The 25,599-nt window shown below is 58.4% G+C and carries 22 protein-coding genes and 4 pseudogenes; 19 read left to right on the top strand and 7 right to left on the bottom strand.

From position 1 onward, the window contains the following. Positions 1–140 precede the first annotated feature (140 nt). Genes NKH54_RS26580 through NKH54_RS26565 form a run of 4 tightly spaced genes read left to right on the top strand, consistent with a single transcriptional unit; the run spans position 141 to position 2,490 of the window. Positions 141–347, top strand: coding sequence for a ribbon-helix-helix protein, CopG family (locus NKH54_RS26580; protein ID WP_010913797.1), 207 nt, complete (start codon positions 141–143; stop codon positions 345–347). Beyond that, entirely contained in the window at positions 344–991 is a 648-nt protein-coding gene (locus tag NKH54_RS26575; RefSeq protein ID WP_023697175.1) for a hypothetical protein, read from the top strand. The genes NKH54_RS26580 and NKH54_RS26575 overlap by 4 nt, the downstream gene beginning before the upstream one ends. 15 nt (positions 992–1,006) lie before the next feature. Continuing rightward, positions 1,007–1,537: a helix-turn-helix domain-containing protein gene (locus NKH54_RS26570; RefSeq protein ID WP_023830723.1), complete on the top strand. Its 531-nt coding sequence runs from the start codon at positions 1,007–1,009 to the stop codon at positions 1,535–1,537. Beyond that, complete coding sequence (locus tag NKH54_RS26565) at positions 1,534–2,490, top strand: ImmA/IrrE family metallo-endopeptidase (protein ID WP_023697178.1); 957 nt, start codon at positions 1,534–1,536, stop codon at positions 2,488–2,490. Before NKH54_RS26570 ends, NKH54_RS26565 begins: the two co-directional genes overlap by 4 nt. Before the next feature lie 176 nt (positions 2,491–2,666). On the opposite strand, the pseudogene NKH54_RS26560 reads toward NKH54_RS26565, so the two are convergent. The 4 genes and pseudogenes from NKH54_RS26560 to NKH54_RS26545 form a co-directional block, all read right to left on the bottom strand. Continuing rightward, positions 2,667–3,257, bottom strand: a pseudogene (locus NKH54_RS26560) (ImmA/IrrE family metallo-endopeptidase); the annotation flags it as partial. Between the two features lie 41 nt (positions 3,258–3,298). After that, positions 3,299–3,784: a ParB N-terminal domain-containing protein gene (locus NKH54_RS26555; RefSeq protein WP_023697180.1), complete on the bottom strand. Its 486-nt coding sequence runs from the start codon at positions 3,782–3,784 to the stop codon at positions 3,299–3,301. A 1,057-nt stretch (positions 3,785–4,841) separates the two neighbouring features. Continuing rightward, positions 4,842–5,129, bottom strand: coding sequence for a hypothetical protein (locus tag NKH54_RS26550; RefSeq protein WP_081731045.1), 288 nt, complete (start codon positions 5,127–5,129; stop codon positions 4,842–4,844). 66 nt (positions 5,130–5,195) lie between these two features. Next, positions 5,196–5,471 (bottom strand): hypothetical protein, encoded by a 276-nt coding sequence (locus tag NKH54_RS26545; protein WP_023829685.1) that lies wholly within the window; start codon positions 5,469–5,471, stop codon positions 5,196–5,198. Positions 5,472–5,665: 194 nt separating this feature from the next. Between NKH54_RS26545 and NKH54_RS26540 the strand changes: the two genes are divergently transcribed. The 4 genes and pseudogenes from NKH54_RS26540 to NKH54_RS26525 all read left to right on the top strand — a co-directional run bounded on the left by NKH54_RS26540 (position 5,666) and on the right by NKH54_RS26525 (position 9,722). Then, on the top strand, positions 5,666–6,130 hold the full coding sequence (locus NKH54_RS26540; RefSeq protein ID WP_353029323.1) for a hypothetical protein: 465 nt from the start codon (positions 5,666–5,668) through the stop codon (positions 6,128–6,130). Between the two features lie 211 nt (positions 6,131–6,341). Continuing rightward, a pseudogene (locus NKH54_RS26535) lies at positions 6,342–7,996 on the top strand (MFS transporter). A 173-nt stretch (positions 7,997–8,169) separates the two neighbouring features. Beyond that, positions 8,170–9,033 (top strand): NAD(P)/FAD-dependent oxidoreductase, encoded by an 864-nt coding sequence (locus NKH54_RS26530; protein WP_353029322.1) that lies wholly within the window; start codon positions 8,170–8,172, stop codon positions 9,031–9,033. Between the two features lie 497 nt (positions 9,034–9,530). Continuing rightward, positions 9,531–9,722 (top strand): hypothetical protein, encoded by a 192-nt coding sequence (locus tag NKH54_RS26525; protein WP_023727257.1) that lies wholly within the window; start codon positions 9,531–9,533, stop codon positions 9,720–9,722. Positions 9,723–9,898: 176 nt separating this feature from the next. Here the strand turns inward: NKH54_RS26525 and hemN are convergent, their stop codons facing one another. After that, the gene (gene hemN / locus NKH54_RS26520; RefSeq protein WP_353029321.1) at positions 9,899–11,260 is read right to left on the bottom strand and encodes an oxygen-independent coproporphyrinogen III oxidase; all 1,362 of its coding nucleotides are present in this window, start codon (positions 11,258–11,260) and stop codon (positions 9,899–9,901) included. Between the two features lie 1,001 nt (positions 11,261–12,261). Between hemN and NKH54_RS26515 the strand changes: the two genes are divergently transcribed. The 5 genes and pseudogenes from NKH54_RS26515 (at position 12,262) to NKH54_RS26495 (ending at position 15,637) form a co-directional block, all read left to right on the top strand. Further along, a complete protein-coding gene (locus NKH54_RS26515; RefSeq protein WP_353029320.1) occupies positions 12,262–13,419 on the top strand; it encodes a porin in 1,158 nt (385 codons plus the stop codon). Positions 13,420–13,452: 33 nt separating this feature from the next. Continuing rightward, positions 13,453–13,699, top strand: a pseudogene (locus tag NKH54_RS26510) (thiazole synthase); the annotation flags it as partial. Beyond that, positions 13,696–14,265, top strand: a pseudogene (locus NKH54_RS26505) (thiamine phosphate synthase); the annotation flags it as partial. The pseudogenes NKH54_RS26510 and NKH54_RS26505, both read left to right, overlap by 4 nt. 64 nt (positions 14,266–14,329) lie before the next feature. Next, a complete protein-coding gene (locus tag NKH54_RS26500; RefSeq protein WP_353029319.1) occupies positions 14,330–14,668 on the top strand; it encodes a bifunctional hydroxymethylpyrimidine kinase/phosphomethylpyrimidine kinase in 339 nt (112 codons plus the stop codon). A gap of 474 nt (positions 14,669–15,142) precedes the next feature. Continuing rightward, positions 15,143–15,637, top strand: coding sequence for a MaoC family dehydratase (locus NKH54_RS26495; protein WP_353029318.1), 495 nt, complete (start codon positions 15,143–15,145; stop codon positions 15,635–15,637). A gap of 802 nt (positions 15,638–16,439) precedes the next feature. On the opposite strand, the gene NKH54_RS26490 is transcribed toward NKH54_RS26495, so the two are convergent. Together NKH54_RS26490 and NKH54_RS26485 are read right to left on the bottom strand one after the other, a co-directional pair. After that, on the bottom strand, positions 16,440–16,916 hold the full coding sequence (locus NKH54_RS26490; protein ID WP_353029317.1) for a type II toxin-antitoxin system VapC family toxin: 477 nt from the start codon (positions 16,914–16,916) through the stop codon (positions 16,440–16,442). Then, a complete protein-coding gene (locus NKH54_RS26485) occupies positions 16,913–17,215 on the bottom strand; it encodes a hypothetical protein (protein ID WP_353029316.1) in 303 nt (100 codons plus the stop codon). The genes NKH54_RS26490 and NKH54_RS26485 overlap by 4 nt, the downstream gene beginning before the upstream one ends. 408 nt (positions 17,216–17,623) lie before the next feature. Here NKH54_RS26485 and NKH54_RS26480 point away from each other — a divergent pair, with 408 nt between their 5' ends. The 6 genes from NKH54_RS26480 (at position 17,624) to NKH54_RS26455 (ending at position 25,114) form a co-directional block, all read left to right on the top strand. Beyond that, the gene (locus tag NKH54_RS26480) at positions 17,624–17,956 is read left to right on the top strand and encodes a recombinase family protein (protein WP_353029315.1); all 333 of its coding nucleotides are present in this window, start codon (positions 17,624–17,626) and stop codon (positions 17,954–17,956) included. A 237-nt stretch (positions 17,957–18,193) separates the two neighbouring features. Beyond that, entirely contained in the window at positions 18,194–18,550 is a 357-nt protein-coding gene (locus NKH54_RS26475) for an ArsR/SmtB family transcription factor (protein ID WP_084026290.1), read from the top strand. Between the two features lie 28 nt (positions 18,551–18,578). Continuing rightward, a complete protein-coding gene (gene glyA / locus NKH54_RS26470; RefSeq protein ID WP_353029314.1) occupies positions 18,579–19,916 on the top strand; it encodes a serine hydroxymethyltransferase in 1,338 nt (445 codons plus the stop codon). A gap of 52 nt (positions 19,917–19,968) precedes the next feature. Continuing rightward, the gene (gene metK / locus NKH54_RS26465; RefSeq protein ID WP_353029313.1) at positions 19,969–21,144 is read left to right on the top strand and encodes a methionine adenosyltransferase; all 1,176 of its coding nucleotides are present in this window, start codon (positions 19,969–19,971) and stop codon (positions 21,142–21,144) included. Positions 21,145–21,252: 108 nt separating this feature from the next. Then, complete coding sequence (locus NKH54_RS26460; protein WP_353029312.1) at positions 21,253–22,245, top strand: adenosine kinase; 993 nt, start codon at positions 21,253–21,255, stop codon at positions 22,243–22,245. Positions 22,246–22,906: 661 nt separating this feature from the next. Continuing rightward, a complete protein-coding gene (locus NKH54_RS26455) occupies positions 22,907–25,114 on the top strand; it encodes a KAP family P-loop NTPase fold protein (protein WP_353029311.1) in 2,208 nt (735 codons plus the stop codon). The last annotated feature ends 485 nt before the right edge of the window (positions 25,115–25,599 follow it).

Below are 25,599 nucleotides of genomic sequence, written 5' to 3'. Positions count from 1 at the left end.
TTGTTTCTCATTCTGCACAAATCATATATGGAGCTTTTAGCCAATGTCTAGCTATTAATTGGCTAGTTAATGGTTGTTTTTTGATTGACAGGTATGGACTTTATAGCTACATGGAGAGTGCTGGTTAGGGAGAAGCGCCTGTGAAGCGTACGATGACGCTTAATTTGTCGGACGCAGAAATGAGCGTCCTTGAAACCATGTGTGAAGAAAAAGGGTTGTCTAAAACCGCACTCGTTCGCCAAGCGCTGCGGCTCTACAAATCAGTCGATGATCGACTGGCGCGGGGCGAAAAGGTGTTCGTCGAAAGCGCGGATAAATCAGAAAAAGTAGAGCTTATGGTTCTATGAAAGGGCTGATCGATCGAGTCTTTCTCAAAAATCGTGCCACAGGCCTGTACGAAGATGCACACCTGTATCATGGCTTGGACAGCACGAATCTCGCGCATATCGAAGGACGCTGGCGACCTCTTTTTGAGTTGCGTCGGAGGGAGGCTAAGGCTTCCCTTCAGACGTTAGCAGAGGTCAATGCTGAAGACGCCCATTGGGAATGGGGCAAGAAGGCGCTGGTTGCGCTGAACGACCCCTTCCTGTTCGATTTCTTCGTGCTTGAATGTGGTGGCAGTACCCAAGCCATCATGATGACGCGCAAAGGCGGTCAGGATTGCTTCAGTCGCCACCCCGAGCATCAGCGAGCGCCGCTGATCTACGTGGAGTTTTTGGCGACGGCTCCATGGAACCGACCAAAGTTGGTTGCTGACCCGACTTACAAGGGCGCGGGCCGTGTGCTCATCGGTACGGCCGTCAGCTTGAGCCTAGAAGAGGAATTTGGTGGCCGAATTGGTCTGCATTCTCTTCGTGGCGCAGAAGTTTTCTACCGGGATGCGATCGGAATGACGGATTTCGGAACGGATAGCGAAGGAGTACATAAAGGACTTAGATACTTCGAGCTTTCCAGCAGGGATGCTGCGACTTTCCTATCCGTGCAACACTAACAAGAGGAGTCGACCATGAAATTACATTTCACTGCCGATTGGCTGCGCAGCCATATCGAACATGATCCGGATGTCGATTGCGACGTGGGGCTCCCGCTCCGCGACGCAGCTCCGCTTGAGCGTCTTATGCAGGAGAAGTCTCGTCATCAAGCAACTGCGGGGCAGCCTAATTCGGCTGCCCCCGAACAGAAATCTGCTGTGTTGTTTAAGTTGGTGCATCAGCTTCGACGCAAGGACGGTTTAAGCATTGCGCAGTTGGCTGCCAAAATTCGTGTTGATGCGGCGGAATTGGAGCAGGTGGAGAAGGATCCCAACTATGTTCCAGGCCCGCGTACCGTTCATCAGCTAGCCGAGTTTATTGGGGTTTCAGCACGTGCTGTAGGACTGCTGACTGCGGCGGCGTCCGCGCAGAATGACAATCTCACCGAAGCGGTGCATCGTTTTGCTGCGAGTTCAGACGACCTATCGAAACTAAGCCAGGCTGAAAGGCGCGACCTCAACGATTTCGTTAAGGTACTGGCGTCAATCGATAAGAAGAATGGATGACCATGTCTGCGATTGAGCCGATAATCGGGAACTTTGAGCGCCGAGATATCCATGAGCACATATCACGTTTGCTACGTGATCTCGGCAATCCAGAGCCCCCATTAAGGCTCGAGCAGGTGCGCGCGCTGCAAAAGCTTGACCTTACCTATTATAGCAAGGCGAACTTGAGCCTATTAGATGAGATCGCCCACAGGGCGCGAATGGCTGGGAACGAGATCACCAGCACGGCTAAGCGCATGGTCGATGTAGTCCAGCAATATGGCCTTCGTGGTATCCTAATGTTGAAGGAAGGCGACAAAAGAATCTTCATCGATGACGAGGTAGCCGAGCTAAAGCGACGCTTCCTCATCGCACATGAAATTACACATGACCTTCTACCGTGGCATCGCTCCCTGCTTCTGGGCGATAACGAGTCCACGCTGAACCCAACATTCCATCAGGCAATGGAAGCAGAAGCTAACTATGGCGGACGCCATCTCTTGTTTCTGGGAGGAAGGTTTCGACCGGAAGCGCTGGACTGCTCATTGGAATGGAAGAGTATCGAGCAGCTTCGCAAGCGCTATGGGAACACACTTACAACAACACTTTGGCAAATGGTTTGTGAACGCGACCCGGAGTTTCCTGCCTTCGGCGTTGTCAGTCGGCATCCGTATCACAGAGATATTTGCGAGAAGGCGGGGAATGACAATGTGGCATATTTTCCAAGATCGATAGCTTTAGCTGAGCACTTTCCCGGAATCACCACCACAGTTGCCTATTCCGCGATCTGCGATCACGCAACGAACCGCAAACGGGGTCCAGTAGGCGAAGGCGAAAGCATCTTTTATGATGCGAACGGCGAACCCCATGTATTCTGGTTGCACAGCTTCTCAAACACCTACGATCTGCTCACTTACTGCATCTACAAGAAGAAACACCAGCGCATTTTCCCTGTCGGCTTTAGGGCAGCCTAGGCACAGGCAGACGGTTATCTCAACGGCAGCTTGCCCATACTGTAAGCACACCACCGCTGTTTCGCTTGCGGCATATTTCTTGGCGGACGTCGCTTATTGTCGGCGCGACATTGGTATGACCTCGCCGAGCTGGCCGGACGGCCCCTCACCGCGGGTCGGCGCCACGAGCTTCAGCTTCACGACGCGAGCAGGCTCTTGCGAGAGCCAGCCCGGAGGAAGGTCCATCCGGTGAAGACCGCAGACGTGCGCATCCGGCAGCCAGGAGAACCTGTGCACCGGAGTGCTGGGGTCAAGCTTACTTGGAGGAAGTGCAGCCAAGCTCTCAACATCATGAGCGAACAACGGCAGATCGTGCCGAAGCTCTTCCTTGGACAGCCCCCGTCATCCACCACGGTCCGAAATACATCAGCCAGTAACGTAGGTTGCTGCAGCGGCCAAACGTCATCGTAGGGCTCGGATCCTGAGTAGCCCTTGGCGCTGTAGCTACGATAAAGGCGGGTCGCTCCCTCGGCATCGACAATGCAGAGGCGTTGGAGACGCATGATCTGAGCCTTGATGGACACGCGCCAGCGAACCTTCAGCCGCTCCAGCTCCCAAAGCGAGGCACTAGTGACCTCAGCCGAGAACTGACTCGCCGGCAGAAGCAACGCTGAAGCGAACCGATGAGCTTGGTCTTGGATCAGCTTGAAATTCTCGACAAGCTCATCCTCGGACACTGCACGGTGCAGCAAGAGGTGGGCCAACTCGTGCGCGGCATCAAAATTGTCTTCGCGCGAATGACTGCGCTAGAAATACGTGTGGGCGACGATCAGATCCCCACCTGCTTAGCCCATACAACTGTGTGGTTTCCATTGGTTCGCTCGCCACGACGACGCCGATCTGCTCCAGCAGAGCAACTACGTTGGGGTCGGTCGCAATCCGATTCCCCAGTGCTCTCGCGCTGTTTGGGCAATGCCCTCCAGATCCTCATCCCCAGGCTTCGGTAGCCTAAGCCGTTGAGTAAATCTGGCAGGTCGACTTCAGGGAGAAACGCATAATGGCCGGCAACTGCCGTAATGTCTTCAAGCCAGCGGTTGACCGGATAATCCTTGGTCACAGCCACGCCCTGTACGGTGCGGCCCTCGTCCAGCAGCAACCGCAACGCCCCCAGTCGCCGCCCTCCGGCGACGACTTCGAACTTGGCTCCCTTCGGGGCCTTGCGGGTCAAAAGGTTATGGATGAGGCCATGGGCCTCGATGCTGGCGGCCAGTTCGGCCCTACCTGCGGGCGGGATAGTGATAACAGCGGTATTCATGGACTTGCTCGTGTTGATTTCAGCGATTGACCTGATGGGTTCAGGTCCCCTGAACCCCTGCCTCGCGGCGAGTAGCGGGGAGCGAGGGGGGGGCAAGTCCCGGGGGCGGAGGGGTCTCCCCGGTCTGCACCTAGCGAAGCGGAGGAAGATGGGGGAACCCGCCCGCGGCGGCTTGCTGGGGAGAGAGGGCCGCGCGCCTCTCTTCCCGCTACATAGGAGAGGTGCCGCTAGGCACATCCATGTCGGCGCAGCCGTGCCGCGAAGCGGCCCAAGAAAGAAGAGCGTACAAAACGGAAGCACCTAAATGCCCGCCAGCGGGACCAAGTCAGATCGGTGCAGGAGAAAGACCGTGGCCCTGAGACCGGCTCAACAGGGCGGCCGTAGGAGCATCAGCAACGCGCCGCCGTCAGGCGGGATGCGGAACGGACGGCCCCCCGGCGAAGGGCGCCGTTCTCTTTGAGCTGCGACCCTGGTGAGCGCCTTCGTGCCTAAAGCTGTGCCGTCGGGCTAAGCTTCAGCTTCAGATCGTTCTGAAAAGCCGAACATGGTTCGTCGAGTAACCCTTGAGGGAAGGATCCTTGTCGGGTTCCCTGTTTTTCGACAAAATCGCCCTGCAGAATTTATATTGCGTGATTTGGCGGCATCGCACTGCTGGGTGTCCGCCTTATAGCAAGCGTGGACCAAAACGGCTCCCACGTAATCATGCTCGACGTTGTTGGAAGAAAGGTGGGTCTGAATGTCTTGGAGAATGGCAACTCCATGGGACATCCCATCTGCTCCGGAGTAGGTCATTACGAGTTGACCGGGTCGTTCAAAGCCGCTTACCGAGCCGCTCCCTGCAACGTTCTCGTAGGTGCCAGACAAATCCGGGGCCGACGTGAATGTCACCTTGAAGGGGTGCCCCAGGCCGACGGGGGTGACATCCGTAAAGTCGGGACCGTAGTACACCGAGAGATCACGCAGTATGGAGATGATAACCCGATTGCGGCTTTCAAGTGTCCTCGCATCCCCCGAGGGCGCCACCTGATCTCTCGGGCAACCTTGTTCGGCGCCGCAGTTATTGAGGCGGCCGGCTTGGAAGCAGTTCCTTATGGCCCTCATGCATAAACCAGAGCACCCGTTTGAGGTGACTGCGAAGGGCCTTACGGGCGCGGATTGGCTCTTTGACCGGATCGATACCCAGTACATCCAGCGCCATCTCCTCTTCGCTGGCACTGTCGGCGCAAGCGTCCATGAGCTTCAAATAGAGCTGGAAATGCTTGTCATCATATGCGGTTAGGCTTTCCGACCAGGGGACTTCCGTTGCAATGGTTGGATCAGGCGTTGGGCGCGATCTGCTTTTCATCCATGTCTCGCTTTGGCGATGAACCAGGCCCCCGTTCCAATTCAGAATATCTCCATCTAGCGCATTTCAACCGTTCTCGGCCTTCTTCGGACAGTGCCCAATCGTTGCATATGGTCGTGGGTTCCAAATTGGCGCGCGGCTGCTCGCGACCAATACATCCTCAACTTGGCGAGGCGATGTAACGCCCGGCTGAACCAGAATGGCGCGGGTATTGAGCATCGCCGATTGGATCGAACCTTCTTTTAGCTTCGCGATAATCTTGTCTGGCTGCTTGCAAGCGTCCATCATGCCGCCGTACATACGCTTAAGGATCTCGCCCATCACCGTACGAGCAGCAAACATTTCCAAAATCGATCTTGCAACTTGAGGCTTTGCGTTACTGCATAGCTGCATTGCACAAAATGTGTTTGCGCATTGCACAACTTTTAGCCATTAAGCTTACAGCTGATGCATGCGATGGTTTCCTCCCATTCCATGGTATCAGCTGTTCCCCTCTGAAGGTTTTGACTTTACACCTAAAGGGCCTCGGTTTTCCGATGCCCTTTTTTTTGGCGGTCGCCACGTCGTTAATGGAACGCGGCTCGATCGCCGGTTCAGCCATCAGGCTTTGGAACCCGTTCTGCCCGGCCGACCCCTCCCGACAACAGTCTGACCTTCGCCAGCCTTCTACGGGCAAGCGTTCGCGCCAAAAGTTCAAAGCCGCGTCCGTAACATTCGACGATGAAAGCCAATGTCATCAGGTCGAGCAGAAACTCGTCGATCGCATGTGTGAGCGCATCAGACTTTTGTCCGAACTGAAGGAGCAGGGCGCGCGCGTCTTCGATCGCGGCCTGGCAATCGTCTGCATCTATCAGGGAACTGATCCTGTCAAAGATCTGCAAGCGTCCTCACTTTTCGGAAGCCGCACTCAGCATCGAACGCCGCTGATGAGTGAGTTTCCAACAAAAGAACAGGGTAGCGTTTCGCGAAAAATCGCTCGGCAGCGCGTCGAACGAGCATGATGCCTCAAATGACATGTGAATTCCGGCTCACCAACATGTCGTCGAAGGCGAGTGAGCCGGCCCATGTCTGCGTCCCGGCCGCCAGACCACTGGTCAGGAGGAACTGTGGCCACATCGTCGGAGACAAATGGGTCCATCTATTCTTCCAGCCGCCACGGTTCAGCCTAGATTACATGCGAAACGACAATAACGGAAAGCAAAGGTTCGCAAAATGAGTAGGGTGGCTGGATCAAACGAAGATTTGGCTGCACCAACGACCTTTGGGCCACTTCTACAGCCGACCTTTCGTTCGATCTGGCTCGCGACGCAGGTTTCAAGCCTCGGCTGGTTGATGCAGACTGTCGCCATCAGCTGGCTGATGGCAACGATCTCGACTTCCGATCTGATGGTTGCGCTGGTGCAGGCTTCATCGAACCTGCCCGCTTTCGTCCTGTCCGTTTTTGCGGAGCTCTCGCCGACAATTTCAGCCGGCGCAGGGTGATGTTCGCCGGTCGGTGCCTTATGGTGATTGCGTCCGCGATGCTGACCGCGTCTGTAGCGCTGGGCTTTGTCAGTCCGTGGATGATCCTCGGCTTCAGCTTTTTGATCGCAAGCGGCGGTGCTCTCAATGATCCGGCCTGGCAAGCGTCGGTTGGCGATATCGTGGATCGACGAGATGTTCCCGCTGCCGTCACCCTGCTTTCTGTTGGATTCAATACCGTCCGGACTGTGGGCCCGGCCCTCGGCGGCATTGTAGTTGCCTCGTTTGGCCTTATGGCGGCATTCGCGGTGACCACGCTCACCTATTTCGTACCCTTGGCCACTATTTGGCGCTGCAAGTGGAAGGTTCGTTCTTCGCCTCTTCCACGCGAGTCGATGAGGACGGCGATCTATGACGGGCTGCGCTTCACGGCGATGTCATCGGAAATCAAGGCCGCGATCGCGCGCGGAACCCTCTTTGGCTTGGCGAGCATCGCCATACTCGCGCTGCTGCCGGTGGTTGTCCGCGATCAGCTGGGAGGAGGCCCGCTCGCCTATGGCGCGCTCATGGCCGGCTTCGGCACCGGAGCCGTCTTCGCTGGCCTCTCCAACAGCCTGTTCAGACGGAGCTTGTCGCAGGAGCGGCTGATGATGCTCTCCTGCGTCGCCTGCGCGGCGTGCTCACTTTCCCTGGCACTGACAACTTCGATCGGGGTGGCGGCAATTGCACTCGCTTTGGGCGGCGCGGGCTGGGTCACCGCCTGGTCAGGGGTCGGTGTGAGCGTGCAGCTGGCAAGCCCGCGCTGGGTCGTGGGGCGCACCATCTCGATCTACTATGCTTTGATAGATGGTGGCATCGCGCTCGGCAGCTGGGTGTGGGGCACGGTGGCCGAAAACCATTCGCTGGCCCTGGCGCTGGAGGGTTCCGCTGCCTCCCTGATGTTCGTCGCTGCAGCCGGCGTTCTGTTTCCTCTTCGCGAGCGCCGCGACTCAGAGCCCGATCCTCTGGAGGAATTCGATGCCCCGGCTGTCGCTCTCAATCTGAAGCCGAGAAGCGGCCCGATCGTGGTCAAGGTCGAATATCTGATAGCCGAGAGAAATCTCGAGGCTTTCCTCGACCTCATGCGGCAGCGGCGTCATGTACACAGCCGGGTCGGTGCTCGGAATTGGACGCTCCAGCGGAACTTGCAGAAGCCTATGCATTGGACGGAAACGTTCCGCACGCCGACCTGGACGGACTACCTTCGCCTCAATCATCGTCTGACGGAAGTGGACAAGGAACTGGACGAGCGTGTCTTCCAGTTGCACGCGGGAGAGGAAGCGCCTCAGATGACACTTTCCATCGAGCGACCGACAAGCTCGGCCCGCAAGCCCGAGCACTCAGCTTTTCGCCATCCCCGTCATTGAAGCCCGGCCGGCACAGAAAACGCGATTCTTGTCTATCGCGCTGAAACCGGTGCGGGAGACGGACAATCCACCAAAATTCGATGATGGGTGGCAGAGAAGAACCCCAGGCTGAGAGTGCGACCGATCGGTCCCCACGGTGAAGCGGAGCCTGGGGCTACAGCGGCACGCGACTATTGCCGCGTCACCTTTTGAATTTAAAGTCTTCCTCAGTCCGCCTCGCTGATCCGGGCCAACGCTATCTTGAGGTTGGCATTTTGTCCCGCCAGCTCGCTGAGACGATCACGTTCGGCGGCGACCACATCCGGGCTGGCGTTCGCAACGATGCACCCGCGCGGAGCGTGCTGTTGCTGGAAGCAGGAAGGCATGATCGGCCAAAGCCGGGAGAGGTGCTGCCGGCAGTAGCGAATGGGCTGCTGCGTCAGCTTGGTGTCTGGACGCCGTTCGCCGAGGCCGGCTTCGTTGAAAATCGTGCGCTTGTTTCGGTGTGGGCCAATGAAGTTCCCAGCGAGCGGCACGGCATGTTTTCCGCTCAAGGTGCCGGCTGGCAGCTCGACCGGACGCGATTCGACCGGCTTATGGTGCAGGCGGCCAAGGCGGCAGGTGTGGACACGCGGTTTGGCTCGACCGTGGGTTCGGCAGTGCGCGACGATCAAGGCTGGCTGCTCAAGCTGGCCGATGAAGCTATCGTTGCCCGCGCCGTGGTTTGGGCGACCGGTCGCAGTTGGAGGCTGGCGCGATGTTTCGGCGCCAAGCTCACCATGCACGGACATCTTGCCGCCTACACACGCTTTTTCGACCGTGCACCGGGCGATTGCAGCATGGTCGTCGAGGCGCGTCCCGAAGGCTGGTGGTACAGCGCCGACTTGCGCGTGCCTCACCCATCCGGATCTGGGCAGCGAACTGCGCAAAGCCGGACATTGGTACCGCGCTTTAGCCGCAACGCAGTCCATCGCGCCGCTCGTGCCGCCCAACGCAATCGAGACCGCCAGCATGATCAAGGCGGCGGGAACCGCAACGATCGATCCCGCCGCCGGTGACCGCTGGGTCGCGGCGGGCGACTGCCTGTTCTGTGCCGATCCACTGTCATCACGCGGGATCGTGCATGCACTCCGCTCAGGGATCCTGGCGGCCTACGCGGCATCGGACATGCTGGACGGGCGTGGCGATTCGCCTGCGCCCGCTATGCAAAATCGCCACACGCGGCTTTGCCGATTAGCTCCCGGCGCTGGCTGCCCACTATGCAGCCGCCGCGCGATGGGACACGCCTTTCTCGCAGCGGCGGCGCAGCATGTCTTCCACGCGTCTAGCATCGAAGGAGGGAGGTCAGAGGTGGTCTCGGGACGGGGTGCTCGGCACTTATGAACTACCGAGCGCCAGCGAGTGGTCGTCGGCGGGCTCGATGGCGGCATCAGGTCAGGGAACTCGGCCTCCCTGATCATCTCCGATCTAATTCAAATTTGTCTGTATATATTGACGATTGCACTACCTTCACCTCGTAGACGGCAATGCGGGCGGGTAGAGAGGGTTCTATGATATGACAAGCGATTTTTCCGCCGCCCGAGTGCATTTAGATCGAGCGTATGACTACCTTTGTGGGGATGACCCGATGAGTCAAAGGGGCCGCGAAGCCTTGGACCTGCTAATTGAGGCGGTTGCCGTCGAAGAGTTCAAGCAGCCACGCCAAAGCGCTGAGGTGCTAAGGTTTCCGATCGGGCGCCGCTGCTGAGGTAATCTCCACGGCCGCCATGTAGCCTCGCGGGTGAGGCGCTCACGGCAGGGACTCGCCGCCCCGTGAGGGCCGGGAACGAACGCATTGGCAAACGGAAAGCCCACTTGCCAGACCAACGCCCGGCCGGCGTGGCAAGTAGGCCGGCGGTTCCAAGCGGAGACATTGATGCCGGACTATGTCGTGCTTTGCATCGCATTAAGATGCTGCGGGATATACGTAACGCCATCCCTAAAAACATCGAATGCGGCAGCGACAGCGCGAATCCCAAAGCGATGCTCCCGCCGTACGCGGACAAAGCCGTTTTCGAAGTCCACTATCCCGTCCTTGGCCAGCATGGCCAAGCGCTCAGCCGAATCGCGAAGACGGATCGGATCAGATCCGTGGGCGACACAGATTGCCGGCACGTCAGCCTCGAAATCGCACATTAGTCGCTCGATGATTGCGGCTCGCACGCGGTCGTCGTCTGTGAGGCGATGGCCCTTCGATGTCGCCAGTCGGCCAGCTGCGATGTGCTGGATGTAGAAATCCCGTGTAACTTCGTTTTGAACGTACCCCTGGCCGATGCGGCCGATAGCCGACGCGCCGAAACCGATCAGGGTTCTGCAGGTATCGGCAGAGTAGCCCAACGAGTTACGTCGCAGGCGACCTGTTTCCTGTGCCAGCGCGAGCTCGTCGTGCGGCAAGGCGAAATGGTCGAGCCCGATCTCCCGGTAGCCGGCGGCAACCAGCGTCACGGCGACAGCCGCATGCTGTTCAGCGCGGGCAGCGCTGTGGGGAAGAAATTCCGCCTCGATGAGGCGCTGGTTCTTTATTTGGGATGGGATATGCGAGTAGCCGAACAAGGCAAGCCGGTCGGGGCGCATGGCGACCGCTGCCCTCACTGTTTCGACGCACGACTCCACCGTTTGACGCGGCAGGCCGTAGATGAGGTCGAAGTTGATGCGGCTTACTCCATGCCGGCGCAGCACTTCCACGGCAGCCGACGTCTGGGCCTCGCTCTGGATTCGGTTGATCGCTTTTTGAACAATGGGATCGAAGCTCTGTACGCCCAGGCTCGCGCGGTTCACGCCGGCCGCTCCCAAGCCTTCCGCCATCTCGGACGTGAGTGTGCGTGGATCGATCTCGATGGCGACCGTAGCTGTTTTCGAGATGGCGAAGCGGCATCGCAGGAACTCCATCAGAGCGAGGAACTCGGCTGGTCCGATGAGAGACGGCGTTCCGCCGCCGAAATGTATGTCGCTCACGGGCAACGTCTTCGGCACTCGCTCCGAAACCAGACGGATCTCGTCACGCAGCGCCGCCAGATAGTTGAGGATGGGCGCATCACGGCGGGTGATGGTGGTTGGGAAGCCGCAATACCAGCAGGCTGATCGGCAGAACGGAACGTGCAGATAGAGTGACACCGGATCATCAGCCGGCAGGTTCCTGAGCCATTCCTCATAAGCCTCGGCGCCGATCGCCCCAGAGAACTCCGACACAGCCGGATAGATAGTGTACCAAGGCAGCCGGGCCTCTCGAAATTTCGTGGTCTGCAACGGTCACCGTCCCATGCTGATAACATCCAACCTTACCGCTGCGCTCGCCTGCGTCTTTGCGCTATGTCAGTCCGTTCCGCTTTGGGCTCGAAATTTTTTAGCAATGGGCGCCGTTCAGTCTTGGCTGGACAGCGATGGTCTGAGCGCACTCGGTCAGCGACTGACGATGGTGTTCCCGCCGAAACCCTCACGCGCACCGTTTTGTTCACCGTCCCTTCCCTTCATCTGCGCGTGGGAGACTCTTCTGAGCGCAGATGAAGCATCCGATGAGACAATATACGGTGTTGGGTCCAGACTTTGCACGCCAGCTACCGCCCCCATAATGATCTCTGCCGTCTCGATGAGCTCGTTGTGTGAATTGCTGGCAGAAGCATTAGCTGTGCCGCGCCGCTTTCAGCACGAAAACCTGCTCGACGCGACCGTCAGGTCCGCCGCAATGCCAAGGCTGGCGCCTACCGACTCAGTGGTGCAAGGCTGCGGCGCGTCGACCATCAGCTCGCCAAAGTGACGGCGTCGTACCGAGCGGTGGCCGCCGCATGATGCCTCAACGGCGGGGCTCACAGCAAACAATGCCGTCGCCATTAAGCCAAACTGTCGCGAAGCGAACAGACGAACCGTAGCCGAAACGTTTGCCGTTCGTGCTTGGGTGGATCCGCAAGGCAAAAAGAACGGAAGCGCGAACCAAGGTCCGCCCGCACATTTGAGCTTCAAGCCGCAGCTGGGTCGTCAGGGTGGCACGTCATTTGCAGTAGTACCCTTTGTGAGGCCCGCCGCGGAGGTGAAAAGGGTGATTGTACAAAAATGTTGTATGACCGTCTGGGAGTGATAACTACTTAATATATGTGACAACAAGTCTCAATCACATTCTAAATTCTCCTGAGCATTAGCACGACAGGTGCAGCAACACTCCTAGAATTAAGCTTGATGCGCTAGCAACCGTTTGCTTAGCAAAAATCATTTATCGGTCTCGATTCCTTTTACTATTTAGACGGAGATCAACAATGACCATTGGGAGCCTCCTCCTCGGCTCAACTGCGGCACTGGTCGCCGTTTCCGACGCTCGCGCCGTGATCATCGTCCCCGAGCCTGATCCGACTGAGTACCTCAAGATCTGCGACGTCTACGGCTCGGGCTACATCTACATTTCAGGCACCGAGTCCTGCCTGCGCATCGGCGGCTATGTCAGTTACGACGTCGGCTTGGGCCATGTCGGATTGTTTGACCACGCAAGAACCTCAGATGTGAGGACTGGTGAGGATCAGGGTACATGGCAAAACAATACGCGCTTCACACTGAAAGCTTGGACCGGCCAGGAGACCGAACTCGGCACGTTGAAGACCTACACCGAAACCCGCGTGAATTTCGGTAACCGCCACACTTCGGTTTCGGACAGTTCTCGGTCCTATGCCTTCAACGGAGACAGCATCTTGACTTTCGCCTGGATTCAGCTTGGTGGCCTCCGAGTTGGTAAGGACTGGTCGGCCTTCGACATGTTTATTGGTGGCGCGGGTGACGTACTCAACCAGACGCCGGTTCCGTACGGCGCTTTGGATACCAATGTGGTCCAGTACTACTTCGACGCCGCGAACGGCTTTTCCGCCGTGGTTTCGCTCGAAGAAGGCTCAGGCGTGGTGGGCACAATCGACAACTACGCTCCGCACATGGTCGGCGGCTTGAAATACACACATGGCTGGGGAGCGATCACCGGCGTTGCTGGTTATGATAGCAACTACGAATCGGTAGCCGCCAAGGTCCGTGTCGACATCAATGTCACCAACGAACTGTTGCTGTTCGGAATGTTCGGCTACGGTTCCAATGGCAAGCTCAACGACGACTCCATGAACGCGATCGACGCTCATGGTCGCGGCTTCTATAAGATTTGGGGCGGGAACTGGGCTTTCTGGGCTGGCGCCGCTTACGAGGTCAACGAGACAACTTCGTTCAACCTTCAGCTCTCGGGTGATCAGCTCAAGAACTATGGTGTCGCTGCGAACGTCGCCTATGCGCTTCTTCCAGATTTCACAGTTACGGCTGAACTCGACTACGACCGCTACGGAGGCTCCGCCGTCGGAAAGGTGAAAGCTTCCGAAGTGAACTGGGCCAATGCCAACAAGAAGAGCAGTGTCTGCGGTATCCTGCGTTTCGAACGCTCATTCTAATGCGATGAAGCGTTGAGCTCCGAGGTGCAGTTGATGCGCGGACATTTCCCCTACATTCCGTTTGATTGTGGATGCGTGGCTCGGACGGCCGTCGTACGCGGCGACGTCATGGAGCTCGGGTTTGACGCCGTGCTCCTGAACACGGCGGTCCCGAGGGCGGCCGATCCGGTCGGGATGGCGCGTGCGTTCGGCAAGGGCGGTCGATGCCATTCGTGAAGCTAGCACTGGAATGCTCGAACCGCGCTACTCACCGAAGGTCGGCAGGGCTGTCTTCTCATGAAGCTCGATCCCTTCTATCTGAATTTCGACGTGCCGGCTGGGTTGACCGGCTGGCGCCGCTCGGCGTGAGTCTGCTGCAGCTCCGGATAAAGGATATGGACGAGAAAGGACTGCAGACGGAAATCCGCCGCGCGAACGACGCCTGACGGTCCATGGTTGCCAAGTGGGCGTCAACGACTCTGGCGCACGGCAATGAGGAAGGCTGCGACTCGTCCATCTTGGTCAAAAGGATTTGGCTGCCGCCGATGCTGATGATGAAATACGCCGGATTGAAGCTCGGCCTTTCGATCCACGATCACACCGAACTGCGCCAGTGGCCGAGCCGGAGTATGTGGCGCTCGGCCCAGTCTATCCAACTAGCCTCAAGAAGATGAATGGGCGTCGCAAGGGCTCGAGCGGATCAGCGAGTGGAAGCACCAGGTCGCGCCGATCCCATTGGTCTCCATCGGCGGCCTCAACCTGACCGGCTCGAAGGCGTTTTTCGAGGCTGGCGCCGAAAGCGCAGCCGTGGTCACCGACCTTGCGCTGAACGACGCCCCAAAAGCGCGCACGCGAGAATGGATCGAAGACAGAACAATAGCGCTGGGGCGAGAACCGCATGTGCTCGTTGTTGTAGGGTCTGACCCCGGCGGTGGGGCTGGAATTGCCCGCGAGATCGAGACGATCGCTTGCCTTGACGTGCGCACCTGCCTTTGCTGTCAGCGCGCTGACGGTGCAAACCCAGGAAGACGCCTTGGAAATCCAATTTACTCAACCCGGTCTGGTGACGGATCAAATGCGCGCTGCGCTTCAAGCTAACAGAGTGGCCGGCACCAAGGTTGGCATGCTCGCAACGGCTGAGATCATCGTCGCTGCGGTTGCCGCTGTGCTGCGCGAATATCGGCGCATATCGACAGTCCAGATCCGGTGCTGGCTTCCACGTCAGGCCGAGCGCTTCTTGAAGCAAGCGCCATCCCGCATCATGAAGTAGCATCTGATGCCGCTTTGCCGTGTCGACACCCAATGTCATTGAACTGGCGCTTCTTGCCGGCTCAGTGCTACCGGTGAATGAGGCCGGCGCGCTTCAACAAGGACCCCAAGCCACCCCGTCTGCCGGACTCCTCCAAATTCGAAACACGGATGGTTCCTATCCAGACAATTGATTTTATCAATCTGCGACAATACCGCATAGCGGCGCCGGCGGAATGATCATCCGTAGCAAGACGAGCTGCTTTCGGTGGCCTGTAGGACGCGCACCGCGACCGAGGTACAAGCCAGCCCGTCTGCGGCCATGTTCGGCGCCGCATCGGTGTGCCGAATGAGATTGCCGGCGGAACGTTCTGTTCGTGCAGTCATGACGGCAGTCTCTCACTGGCGCCATCCTGCCGATGGATGGCCGGCAGTCGGTGCAGCATGGGCTGACACTGTTGACGGAATGAAGCCGCTCGCGCTTCGGACGGTTGAAATGGAGGACATTAGCTTGGAACCGATCAGTCTCGACGAGCTTCTGGCCAGCGTCGGCAAGGAAGTCGGCGTGTCGCCGTGGCGGGTGGTCTCGCAGCGGATGATCGACCAGTTCGCCGAGGCCACCGATGACCACCAGTTCATCCACTGCGATCCGGAGCGCGCCAAGCGCGAGACGCCGTTCGGCGGCACCATCGCACATGGCTTCCTGTCGCTTTCGCTTTTGTCGGCGATGACTTTCGAGACCATGCGGCCGCTCGAAAACTGCAAGATGGGTGTCAACTATGGCTTCGAATCGCTGCGCTTCTTGGCGCCGGTGAAAACCGGATCTCGCATCCGCACCCGTTTCGTACTGGCCGACGTCAAGGTCAGGCCGTCGGGCTGGGTGCAGACGGCGCTGGGCGTGACGATTGACATCGAGGGCTCGAAAAAGCCGGCGCTGACCGCCCGCTGGTTGACGCTGACGCTGATCAAGCGCCAGCCGGAGGCGGCCTGAATTGCTCAACGAGCGTCAGCAGAGACGATCTTCACGTGCCGGGGCGATGTAGGCGACTAGTGCGCACCGATCGGCAACGCGGCCACGGGGTCGGCTAGATAGAGTGGCAGGAATGCCTAATCGGGGCTCCGACTCGGAAGGGGCTTCGATGTATCGGAAGGGCTTCGGGTTTCGGCGCTGCATTCCTTCTTCACGAAGGTCCATGTGAGAATTCCCGACCACGGGGTCGAAAGATCGGCTTGTGATCGGAGTGGGCAGATCCTCCCCGACTGAATCTGCCAATAGGGTGTTATGGAGTCAACCGGGTCGAACTTGAGGTCGCGGGTGTCGCTGATCGGCTGCTCGTCGAGCTCGAGAGCTGCCAGCTAAAGGAAGAACACGGCTATGAAGAGCTCCGCAGTTGATGTGGATGCCCAGAGCTGGGAGTGCAGACCGACGAGTTCCCAGCGGGCGAACTTGCCATTGGTAGCGCGCCAAACCAGTGGCGAGAAACCCTCGATGAGAAGGCCCCCGAGGCGCACCCGGGATGGACTACAGTGGCGTTTGGCGAGAGGGCCTTCGAAGACGAGATCGAGTGTAAGATGGACGAGCTCGACACGCGTATCGCGCAGTCCCTGCGATCGCGCCTTGTTCGCGGCGCTCGTGCGTGCGAACTGTTGGTAGATCGAGCTGACTAGATGAACCGGGATGGCATTAAAGCGGAACTGGAAGAGACGTCCCTGGCCGAACTAAGTAAGATCAATCCAGCCATCGCTAAAGGTAGGCGAACACGAGACGTTCGGACTCCGTGCCGCTGAAATCCTCAAATTGAAACGGCCGGACCGTTGGAGCTATCATCACCCGCTTGGCTTCCAGAGCTACGGAGCGGGTTGATTATCTGAACGTCCTCGAAGTCCTTTTCATTGTCGGTCACTACGACACACTCGTTGACTTCGGCTACAGCGGCAATGATTGTGTCTAGGGCGCTCCGCAAACGGCCTCTGGCTTTGCCGTTGGCCATCAGCCGCGCCCACACGAGGCCAGCTTTCTCGTCGAACGATAGCACGCGGCCAGCGAACAGCGCTTGCGGGCCTTCGGAGCCTTCGAACCAAGTTTCAAGGCTACTGCGCTTCTTCCCCTTCGGCTTTTCTAGGATGCCTTGGCGAATTTCGGCGACAGTAAGCGAAGCAATGAAGAGGTCTTCGTCCTTCTGCGCGCCCATCCAGGCCAGCAACGAGCCCGAAGGCTCCGGTTTTATGACGTTGCTGATGATATTGGTATCAAGAAGGTAGCGCGTCACAGGTCGGTCTTGCGCCCCTCTTCGCACGGCCGGCTGAGGTCGAGATTGGAGCCAACCAGAGGGGAGCGACGCAACGCGGCGAGAATGCTGCCCACTTTCGGTGGCTCACCCGCCACGGCTTGCTGTATGGTCCGACGAAGCTGTCGGGCATCCGGCCCGCTCTCCGTTAATTTTCGGGCAAGAGTTCGCAGTAGATCGCGGTCTGCGTCGAAGGCCAGGATCTCGAACCGCGCGATGCCGCGCTCAGCCAGGCGAGACCGATAATTCTCGATGGCTCTCTTCTGTGCAGTGTTGCCCATCGCGTGCCTCCGTTCTCTATCCGGATATATAGCCATGGCTTCTCCGGAGCACAAGGTGCCCCGTCATCGGCCAGCACTGGCTCCTGCGCGACGCGCGTTATTGATCACAAAGAATTTCCATCTTGTCGAAGCACTGTGATTGGCATCATTGTCGCGAAACGGAGTATTTCACGTCAGGACAGGAACGCGATCATAGCGCGACCGAAACGTGCAACAGCCGAATAGCTTCGTGTGGTCGCAGGCGCGGCCGCGAATGGGCTGTGTCTGCGTCGCCGAAGCCCGATCGACGCTTCGTCAATCTGGTCCGGCTGCTGGCGCGACAGGCCGCACGGGATTTCGTTCAAGCCGAAACGGATAGCCAAACGCGAGACCGCGTCCCGGAGTAAGGGGCCGCCTCATGAAGGTCGCTTGGCGCTCGCTACTCAACTGACAATCACCGAGACGCCTCGATCGAGGATCAGTTGCGGCTCTGCTGCTTGCGTGCTGAAAAAGCAAGGCTGGACAGTCGTCCACAGCAATACCCACCGCGCGATCTGCGGCGCGTCGCTGTTGCGTCCCGGCCTTCAGGAGCTGATCAGCGATGCGATGCAGGGCAAATTCCTGATCGTGCTCGCAGAGGCGATGGATCGCCTGACCATGACCGCTGCAAACCGGGAGCAGGCCAGGCTGGGCAAACGTTGCAACAGATCCTTCAAGGAAATTCATAGACTCTTAGCAACTTCGGCTCGCTGTGAATGGTAGGCTTATTGCAACGTCTGAGGTCAGTGGTTCCAAACCGTGGCCCCCCTTATCTTGGACTGGCCGAACTGCTTGCAATTTCGGCTAAAGGCAAGAAGAGCGCCCATTTGTTTGTTCGACACAGGATATCGACGGTCGTCACGGCCACCGAGATTTGTCCGGTCGTTGGACAACCTTAGAAATCTGCAACTTCTGTGGAGAACGCGAAATGAGAAATTCGGTAGGACGTGGTCCTGAGCCATGATGACACTGGTTAGTCGCCTACGCATGGCAGCGCATCCAGACCGCCTTCGAATCCTGGGCCTTTGTGCGCATGCGGACCTAACTGTCTGCGAGCTAGCGGAGATTCTGGGCGTGTGTCGAGAGCGGGTTGCGCGACACGTCCGGCTGCTCGCCAGAGCCGACTTTCTTTGCTGCAACGAACAGCCTCCGTGGCGCTCGTACCATCTCAACGCAGGATCCAACGACGGCGGGCTGGTTCAATTATTGGTTGATCTCCTGCCCCATCGCGACGGCTATCATAAACAGGACCTGCAGCGGCTCGAAGCGGTACGAGACACGCGGCCGAAGGGGACCGCGTGCTTGATCGTGAAATAGGTCAATCCAATTGGAGCGCGAAGCTACCATGGACAACTCCGCAGACGGTGCGATCGCACAGCCCGACACCCACGGGCGGTCTTCCTTGGCCGCGGTTGATTGCCGCGTTCACGAGCTGCTTCTGAGACAGGAGCGGCAGGAGCGGACGACCCTCAAGCTCATCGCCTCAGAGAACTTTGCGTCCTCGGCCGTGCTGGAAGCGAACGGCTCGATTTTCACGAACAAGTACGCCGAGGGCTACCCCGGTGCGCGCTACTACGCTGGAAACGAGATCGTCGATGAGCTTGAGAAGCTGGCCATTGAGCGCCTGAAAACACTATTTGGCAGCGAGCATGCCAACGTCCAGCCTTATTCCGGCTCGCCGGCCAACCAGGCTGTCTATCGTGCGCTTTTGAGTCCCGGTGACAAAGTCATGGGCTTGCCCCTTCCGGAAGGGGGCCATCTGACTCATGGTTGGGCCATCAACTTTTCCGGAACTGACTATCAACCCGTGCCCTATCGACTAGATGAAAAGACACAGCAGATTGACTATGACCGCTTGCGCGAGACAGCCAAGCGGGAACGGCCGCGGCTCATTTGGGTCGGCGGAACCGCTTACCCGCGTGTCTTTGACTACGCGGCAATGGCAGAAATTGCCCTGGAAGCGAACTCCTATCTCGTAGCCGACATTGCGCACATCAGCGGCCTGATTGCCGCGGGAGCGCACCCGAATCCCGTGGGCCATTGCGACGTGGTCAGCAGCACGTCCCACAAGTCGATCCGCGGTCCCCGCGGTGGCTTCATTTTGTCAAGGAACGAAGATCGCTATCAGGCCCTGTATCATACAAAGAGCAAATACAATCTCGCCGGACGAATAGACCGGGCGGTCTTCCCTCACCTGCAAGGCGGGCCTCACATGAATGCCATCGCTGCGCTAGCGGTTGCCTTGCACGAAGCCGCGAACCCGTCCTTCCGAAGCTACGGCCAACAGACGGTCAAGAATGCCAAGGCTCTGGCACATGCACTGCTTGAGCGAGGTTATGACCTGGTTACCGGGGGGACGGACAATCACATGCTGATCCTTGATCTTCGCGATCGGCCACTATCGGGCAAGGCCTATGCCGAGCGACTAGCAAAGGCAGGAATCATCACAAACTTTAATATGGTGCCTGGCGACCCGCGGCATCCGGCGGTCACAAGCGGAATTCGCCTGGGGGCGCCAGCAGTGACGTCAATGGGCATGCGCGATGTGGAAATGGTGCAAATTGCTGGCTTCATTGACTCCGTCCTCCAGCGGCCAGACGACGAAGATCTCCATGCCTGCGTGCGAAGAGACGTTGCCGACTTGTGCGCTGCGTTCGAGGTCCCGGGCATCTCCGACAAGTAAGGTGGGCCAAGCAAAATGCCCATACCACACCAACATCCGAAGCGAGGTATTCATGGCTAGGCAGTTCGTGTTCTCTTCCGAATCGGTTGGCGCGGGGCACCCGGATAAGTTGGCCGACAACATCTCGGATGCCATCCTCGATGCCATCCTCCGCACAGATCCCAAGGCGCGCGTCGCCTGTGAAGCGTTGGTAAAATCAGGGATAGTCGTTCTGGCTGGCGAGATCACCAGCGATGCCCAGGTGGATTACAGCCAAGTTGCGCGCGATACGATTCTCGACATTGGGTACGACGACGAGGCCGTCGGCTTTGACGGCCGGCGTTGCTCCGTCGTTCATGCCCTCACCGAGCAGTCGCCCGACATCAGCCAAGGCGTTGACGAGGGAAGAGGGCAAGACCTCCAGCAGGGAGCGGGAGATCAGGGCCTCATGTTCGGCTACGCATGCCGCGAAACCGATACCCTGATGCCTTTGCCGATCCAGCTCGCTCATCGCTTGACGAAACGGCAGGCGTATGTCCGGAAGGCACAACAGCTTGGCTGGTTGCGTCCTGACATGAAATCCCAAGTCTCAGTGCGCTATGATGGGTTGCGCCCGGTCGCCCTGGATACCATCGTCGTGTCGACGCAACATGACGAGCAGGTCTCACAAGAGACTGTCCGCGAGGGCGTCATTGAGGAAATCATAAAGCCTGTCCTGCCGACCCACCTGGAGACGGAAGGCATCAGAATTCTGGTCAACCCGACGGGGCGGTTCGTAGTCGGCGGGCCGCGCGGCGACTGCGGTCTCACTGGACGCAAGATCATCGTCGATTCCTATGGCGGGATGGGTCGTCATGGCGGCGGCGCCTTCTCGGGCAAGGACCCGTCCAAGGTTGACCGCTCGGCTGCCTATGCAGCCCGCTATGTCGCAAAGAACATCGTCGCTAGCGGACTTGCGGACGTGTGCGAGGTGCAGCTTGCTTACGCAATCGGCGTGGCCAGTCCGGTTTCCGTGATGGTCAACACGTTCGGGACAGCCAGGGTTGAGGAAAGCAGGATCGAGCGCCTCATTCTTGAGTTGTTCGATCTCAGACCGAAAGGCATTATCAAGATGCTTGATCTCTTACGCCCTATATACCGCAATACAGCGACCTATGGCCATTTCGGCCGTGAAGAGCCTGATTTCACCTGGGAGAAGACAGACAGGGCGGACGAATTGCGTCGCGAGGCAGGACTCGCCGCCCCGTGAGAGCCGCCGGCGAACGGATTGGCAAGCGGAAAGCCCATTTCCACCGGGCGGACCCGCGCCTGACAGGCGTGGCGAGAAGCCGGCTCCGGTTTTTTGGCGGAGACATTGATGCCGGATTATGACGTGCTTTGCATCGGCAATGCCATTGTCGACATCATCGCCCAGTGCGACGAGGCATTCCTCGAGATCAACGGCATCATCAAGGGCGCGATGAACCTGATCGACACGCGCCGCGCCGAACTGCTCTACAGCCGCATGGGCCCGGCGGTCGAAGCCTCCGGCGGCAGCGCGGGCAATACGGCGGCCGGCGTTGCCAGCTTCGGCGGCCGCGCCGCTTTCTTCGGCAAGGTCTCGAACGATACGCTGGGCGAAATCTACGCTCACGACATCCATGCCCAGGGCGTCGCCTTTGACACCAGCCCGCTCAAGGGCCAGCCGCCGACGGCGCGCTCGATGATCTTCGTCACCCCCGATGGCGAGCGTTCGATGAACACCTATCTCGGCGCCTGCGTCGAGCTCGGACCGGAGGATGTCGAGGACGACAAGGCATCTGGCGCCAAGGTCACCTATTTCGAAGGCTATCTGTGGGATCCGCCGCGCGCCAAGGAAGCAATCCGGCAGACAGCCAAGCTGGCCCATGCAGCGGGCCGTGAAGTCTCCATGACCCTGTCGGATTCGTTCTGCGTCGACCGCTACCGCGACGAATTCCTCGACCTCATGCGTTCGGGCACCGTCGACATCGTCTTTGCCAACAGTCACGAGATCAAGTCGCTCTACCAGACCAAATCTTTCGACGAGGCGCTCGCGGCGATCCGCAAGGACTGCAGAATTGCCGCGGTCACCCGCTCCGAAAAAGGCTCGGTGATCGTGCGTGGCGAGGAGACCGTGGTCATCGAGGCGACCGCCATCACGGAGTTGGTCGACACCACCGGCGCCGGCGACCTCTACGCCGCCGGTTTCCTCTACGGCTACACCTCGGGGCGCAGCCTGCAGGATTGCGGCGATCTTGGCTCGCTGGCGGCCGGCCTGGTGATCCAGCAGATCGGCCCAAGGCCAAGGCAGAATTTGCGCCGCGAGGCGGAACGGGCTGGGTTGCTGTAGATGCACGGGCAACTAACCAGCCGCCCTACTGACGCGATCATCGCAGTGGCGGAACTGTGTCAAAGCTCGCTGATAGCGAAAGCCATTCGCTTCGGAGAACTGACTGATCCTGCTGCCGTGAAGCTCGCTGGAAGAGCGGTGCAAGGCGGGCTTGCCTTGACGGCATCACCGTCATCGAGATCGCCACCGGCATTTTCCAGAAGCTCAGCTTTACGAGTATGCCTATCGTTCGGTGCCGATCCATTCCCGGGTTGCCGACATGGTGCAGGCCCAGTGCCTCCGCTGGCCCGAAAGTAAGCTGCTGTTCCCGTCCCATACCGACCAGACCAAGCCCCGCGACAATTTCCGTAAGGGGCTGGAGCAGTTTAAGGCCCTCCCGGTGTGCCGGAGTATTTCCAGCTCTACGATCTTAAGCGGATTGCGATCTCCTCATGCTGACCCGCCAGGGCGTGTCGCACGAAGCCGTATCCCACTACGTTGACCCCAACGGAAATCTGGAACAACGACCATGATCTACGACCTTGGTCTCGTCGATCCCTTGCGCCCCGTCACCGAAAGACTCGGCGCCCTGCTCGGCATATAGGCTCCGACGACGAATACTTAACCCTTTAGCCCATGAAATAAGATACAAATCTCCATCGATATCAGGCTAGATTATACCATGTCATCTTCTGAAAGTTACCCGGTTCGAGGCGACCGCGCCTTAGGCGCGGGCGATCAAGATAAACTTGGCTTCCGAGGGGTGGCCAAGCGTATTGCTACGTCATTGGTCGACCGGGCATCTGAGGACGGCCTAGTCGTCGGACTTGAGGGGGCTTGGGGTTCTGGAAAATCGAGCCTGCTATTTTTGGTCGGCGATGAGCTCGGCAACCTACCTCCCGAGGGAAGGCCGACAGTCATTCATTTTCGACCTTGGCTGATCGGCAATCGGGACGCCCTGATCGTTGGCCTTTTCGGCGAGTTTTCCAACCAGTTGGATCGACTGGCTCTCGCAGCTGGGGACGCTACGCCAATCTCAATCAAAAAGGCTAAAAACGCCGGCAAAGCCCTGCGCAGCTTCATGGGCGGATTAAGCAAGGCTGGAGGACTCATTGAAGTTGCAGGGGATTTTGCAGGGATTGGCGCGATTAAGCTCGCGGGCAAAGGCCTGAAAGCCGCAGGCGACATGGCCGGAAAACAAGCCGATCCTCAGTTGGCCACTCTCAAGGACCAACTTGTCGCGTCGTTGCGCGATCTTGGTCACCGTTTTGTCGTCACCATTGATGACGTGGATCGGTTGGAACCAACTGAAATTTTGGAAATTCTGCGCCTGGTAAGGTCTGTTGTCGATCTTCCGAACGTAATCTATCTGCTCTGCTATGATAGCGAAGTGCTGGCACATAGCATTCAGGAAGCCGCCAGTGTCCAGAACGGCGGGGCTTTTCTCGAGAAGATCGTCCAACTGACCGTGATGGTGCCCAAGCCGGAAGCTTTCCAATTACGCCAGTGGTTTGCCGAGGCACTACAACAAATTGGAACAGCTAAGGATGAGGACGAGCGCGAGCGGCTACGCAAGGTCATCGATCACGAGGGCGGCCGGCAATTGCGGACTCCCAGATCGGTGGTTCGGGCATTAGATTCAGTTCGTTTCTTTTGGCCCCCTCTCCGGGGAATTGGCGCCGATCTGGCGGATCTGGTCTGGCTGCAACTGATTAAAGACGGCAATCCGGCGTTGTATCGATGGATCGAAGAATACTGCGGAACGGCGGCGGCCCTGTCCTTGGGAACGGCCCGGGTGGATGAAGCGGAGAAAAGCCAGCAGGTGGATTCACTTGAGGCCGCAGCCGGTAAAAACGTCTTTGACGACCATCTCTATCGGCATGCTTTCTCAGAACAGCTTGCTGGCGTTACCCCGAACTTCTCAAAAGCCGGACCTGCATTCCAGCTTTTCGAAAGAGTTGACGACCGAACGAGAGATGAGGCGATTCAAGGTCGGCGCCTGGCCAGCCCCGACCACTACAGGTTCTACTTCGCGATGGCCATACCATCCCACAGTCTGACGCAAAGTGATTTCGATGCCTTGCGAGGCGCACTGACAGTTGGTCCCGATAAAACGACAGCGGTGCTGTTGACGTTGCAAAGCCAAAATGCGGCCGGAACTCTCACCAAGGCTGACTTGATGATCGAGCGGATGAAAGGTGGCGCCTACGAACTGTTAAACGGGAAGCAATGTCGAAACCTTCTTATGGCCTTGGCGAACAGCATGGACGAGGCATACCGTCTTCGTCCGTTCGACGGGTTTGCTTTCAGTTCATTGTGGGACAGGACGCTTCCGCTCGTAGCCCTGCTTTTGGCGCGGCTGAAACCCGCTCAACGCAGTACCACAACCCGTGACATGTTCGCAGAGGGCGCTGCAATCGGATGGCTTACTTTTGTGTTTCGGCATGAGATTTTTGCCCATGGCCGGTTCGGAGATCGGAGTCGTAACGAGAGCGACTGGGTATTGGCAACGGAGCAGCAGGTGGATGACGTTATCCGCATCATGCTCTCGCGGTACAATGCAATGACCCTCAAACACATTTTGCACTCTCCTCGCCCGCTAAGCCTTCTCTTCGCATGGCAGCAAGCCGGCGATGAGGAAGGCCCCCGGCGGTTGTTGGGCACTCACAGCAAATCGGACGAGGGGCTTTTACAAACTCTTGAAGGGCTCACCTCTCAGATCAACAGCAGTGATAGGGGAATCGTGACGGTGCTGTCTAGACAAAATATCGAGCCATTTCTTGACTACGAGCAGGCAACAGGGCGAATAAAGGCACTCGCGTCGAAACCTAGATTCAAAGAGGCCGCTACTAAGATCATGAAGCTTATCGACGAAGGGAAGCAATTCTGAAACGCCTTTTTACCCCGGACTTTTCTGACATCAGCGCTTAACGTCATTTTTTGACTGTGACGCAATGCACCAACGGCGGTTTCGGCTGCAAATCCCACCAAAAGAAAGTACGGCTTATGGAAGCCCTGCAAGCGCTGGTGCTGACCAGCACGCAATTGCCTGACATGCTGACGGACGCTGGGAGACAAGGGGCGGCACTCGCCGTAGCCGAGCTCCACGCTGATCTTCGCCAGTCGCCCGAAGATGCTACGTTACAGAAGCTCCGAAGCTACCTGACCGAACCGGCTTCCCTTTCCAATCCCCATGACCAGTGGGCAGACAGCGGGCTGGTCCGCGGATTCAGGTTACCTCACGCGGAAAGCCAAGATCCACGGCGTGGTTCATGAAGTTCCAGAGGCAAACCGGCCTGCACGAGTGTTTTACTCGCCAAACCCCCGCTTACGGCCGGCGGCGCGAATGGACATTTGCCGATATCGGGTTGGCGT

The organism is Mesorhizobium sp. M1004, from assembly GCF_040318795.1.
GTDB lineage: Bacteria > Pseudomonadota > Alphaproteobacteria > Rhizobiales > Rhizobiaceae > Mesorhizobium.
The sequence above is the reverse complement of the archived record's forward strand: the minus strand, read 5'-3'. Positions and strand labels throughout refer to the sequence as shown.

Excerpts from the sequence above, each read along its gene's own strand:
- NKH54_RS26515 (WP_353029320.1), top strand. The coding sequence starts at position 12,262 with ATGACCATTGGGAGCCTCCTCCTCGGCTCAACTGCGGCACTGGTCGCC.
- NKH54_RS26555 (WP_023697180.1), bottom strand. The coding sequence starts at position 3,784 with ATGAATACCGCTGTTATCACTATCCCGCCCGCAGGTAGGGCCGAACTG.
- NKH54_RS26495 (WP_353029318.1), top strand. The coding sequence starts at position 15,143 with ATGGAGGACATTAGCTTGGAACCGATCAGTCTCGACGAGCTTCTGGCC.
- glyA (WP_353029314.1), top strand. The coding sequence starts at position 18,579 with ATGGACAACTCCGCAGACGGTGCGATCGCACAGCCCGACACCCACGGG.
- NKH54_RS26540 (WP_353029323.1), top strand. The coding sequence starts at position 5,666 with ATGCCCTTTTTTTTGGCGGTCGCCACGTCGTTAATGGAACGCGGCTCG.
- NKH54_RS26575 (WP_023697175.1), top strand. The coding sequence starts at position 344 with ATGAAAGGGCTGATCGATCGAGTCTTTCTCAAAAATCGTGCCACAGGC.
- NKH54_RS26475 (WP_084026290.1), top strand. The coding sequence starts at position 18,194 with ATGATGACACTGGTTAGTCGCCTACGCATGGCAGCGCATCCAGACCGC.
- metK (WP_353029313.1), top strand. The coding sequence starts at position 19,969 with ATGGCTAGGCAGTTCGTGTTCTCTTCCGAATCGGTTGGCGCGGGGCAC.
- NKH54_RS26550 (WP_081731045.1), bottom strand. The coding sequence starts at position 5,129 with ATGAAAAGCAGATCGCGCCCAACGCCTGATCCAACCATTGCAACGGAA.
- NKH54_RS26485 (WP_353029316.1), bottom strand. The coding sequence starts at position 17,215 with ATGGGCAACACTGCACAGAAGAGAGCCATCGAGAATTATCGGTCTCGC.
- NKH54_RS26570 (WP_023830723.1), top strand. The coding sequence starts at position 1,007 with ATGAAATTACATTTCACTGCCGATTGGCTGCGCAGCCATATCGAACAT.
- NKH54_RS26565 (WP_023697178.1), top strand. The coding sequence starts at position 1,534 with ATGACCATGTCTGCGATTGAGCCGATAATCGGGAACTTTGAGCGCCGA.
- NKH54_RS26525 (WP_023727257.1), top strand. The coding sequence starts at position 9,531 with ATGACAAGCGATTTTTCCGCCGCCCGAGTGCATTTAGATCGAGCGTAT.
- NKH54_RS26545 (WP_023829685.1), bottom strand. The coding sequence starts at position 5,471 with ATGTTTGCTGCTCGTACGGTGATGGGCGAGATCCTTAAGCGTATGTAC.
- NKH54_RS26460 (WP_353029312.1), top strand. The coding sequence starts at position 21,253 with ATGCCGGATTATGACGTGCTTTGCATCGGCAATGCCATTGTCGACATC.
- NKH54_RS26455 (WP_353029311.1), top strand. The coding sequence starts at position 22,907 with ATGTCATCTTCTGAAAGTTACCCGGTTCGAGGCGACCGCGCCTTAGGC.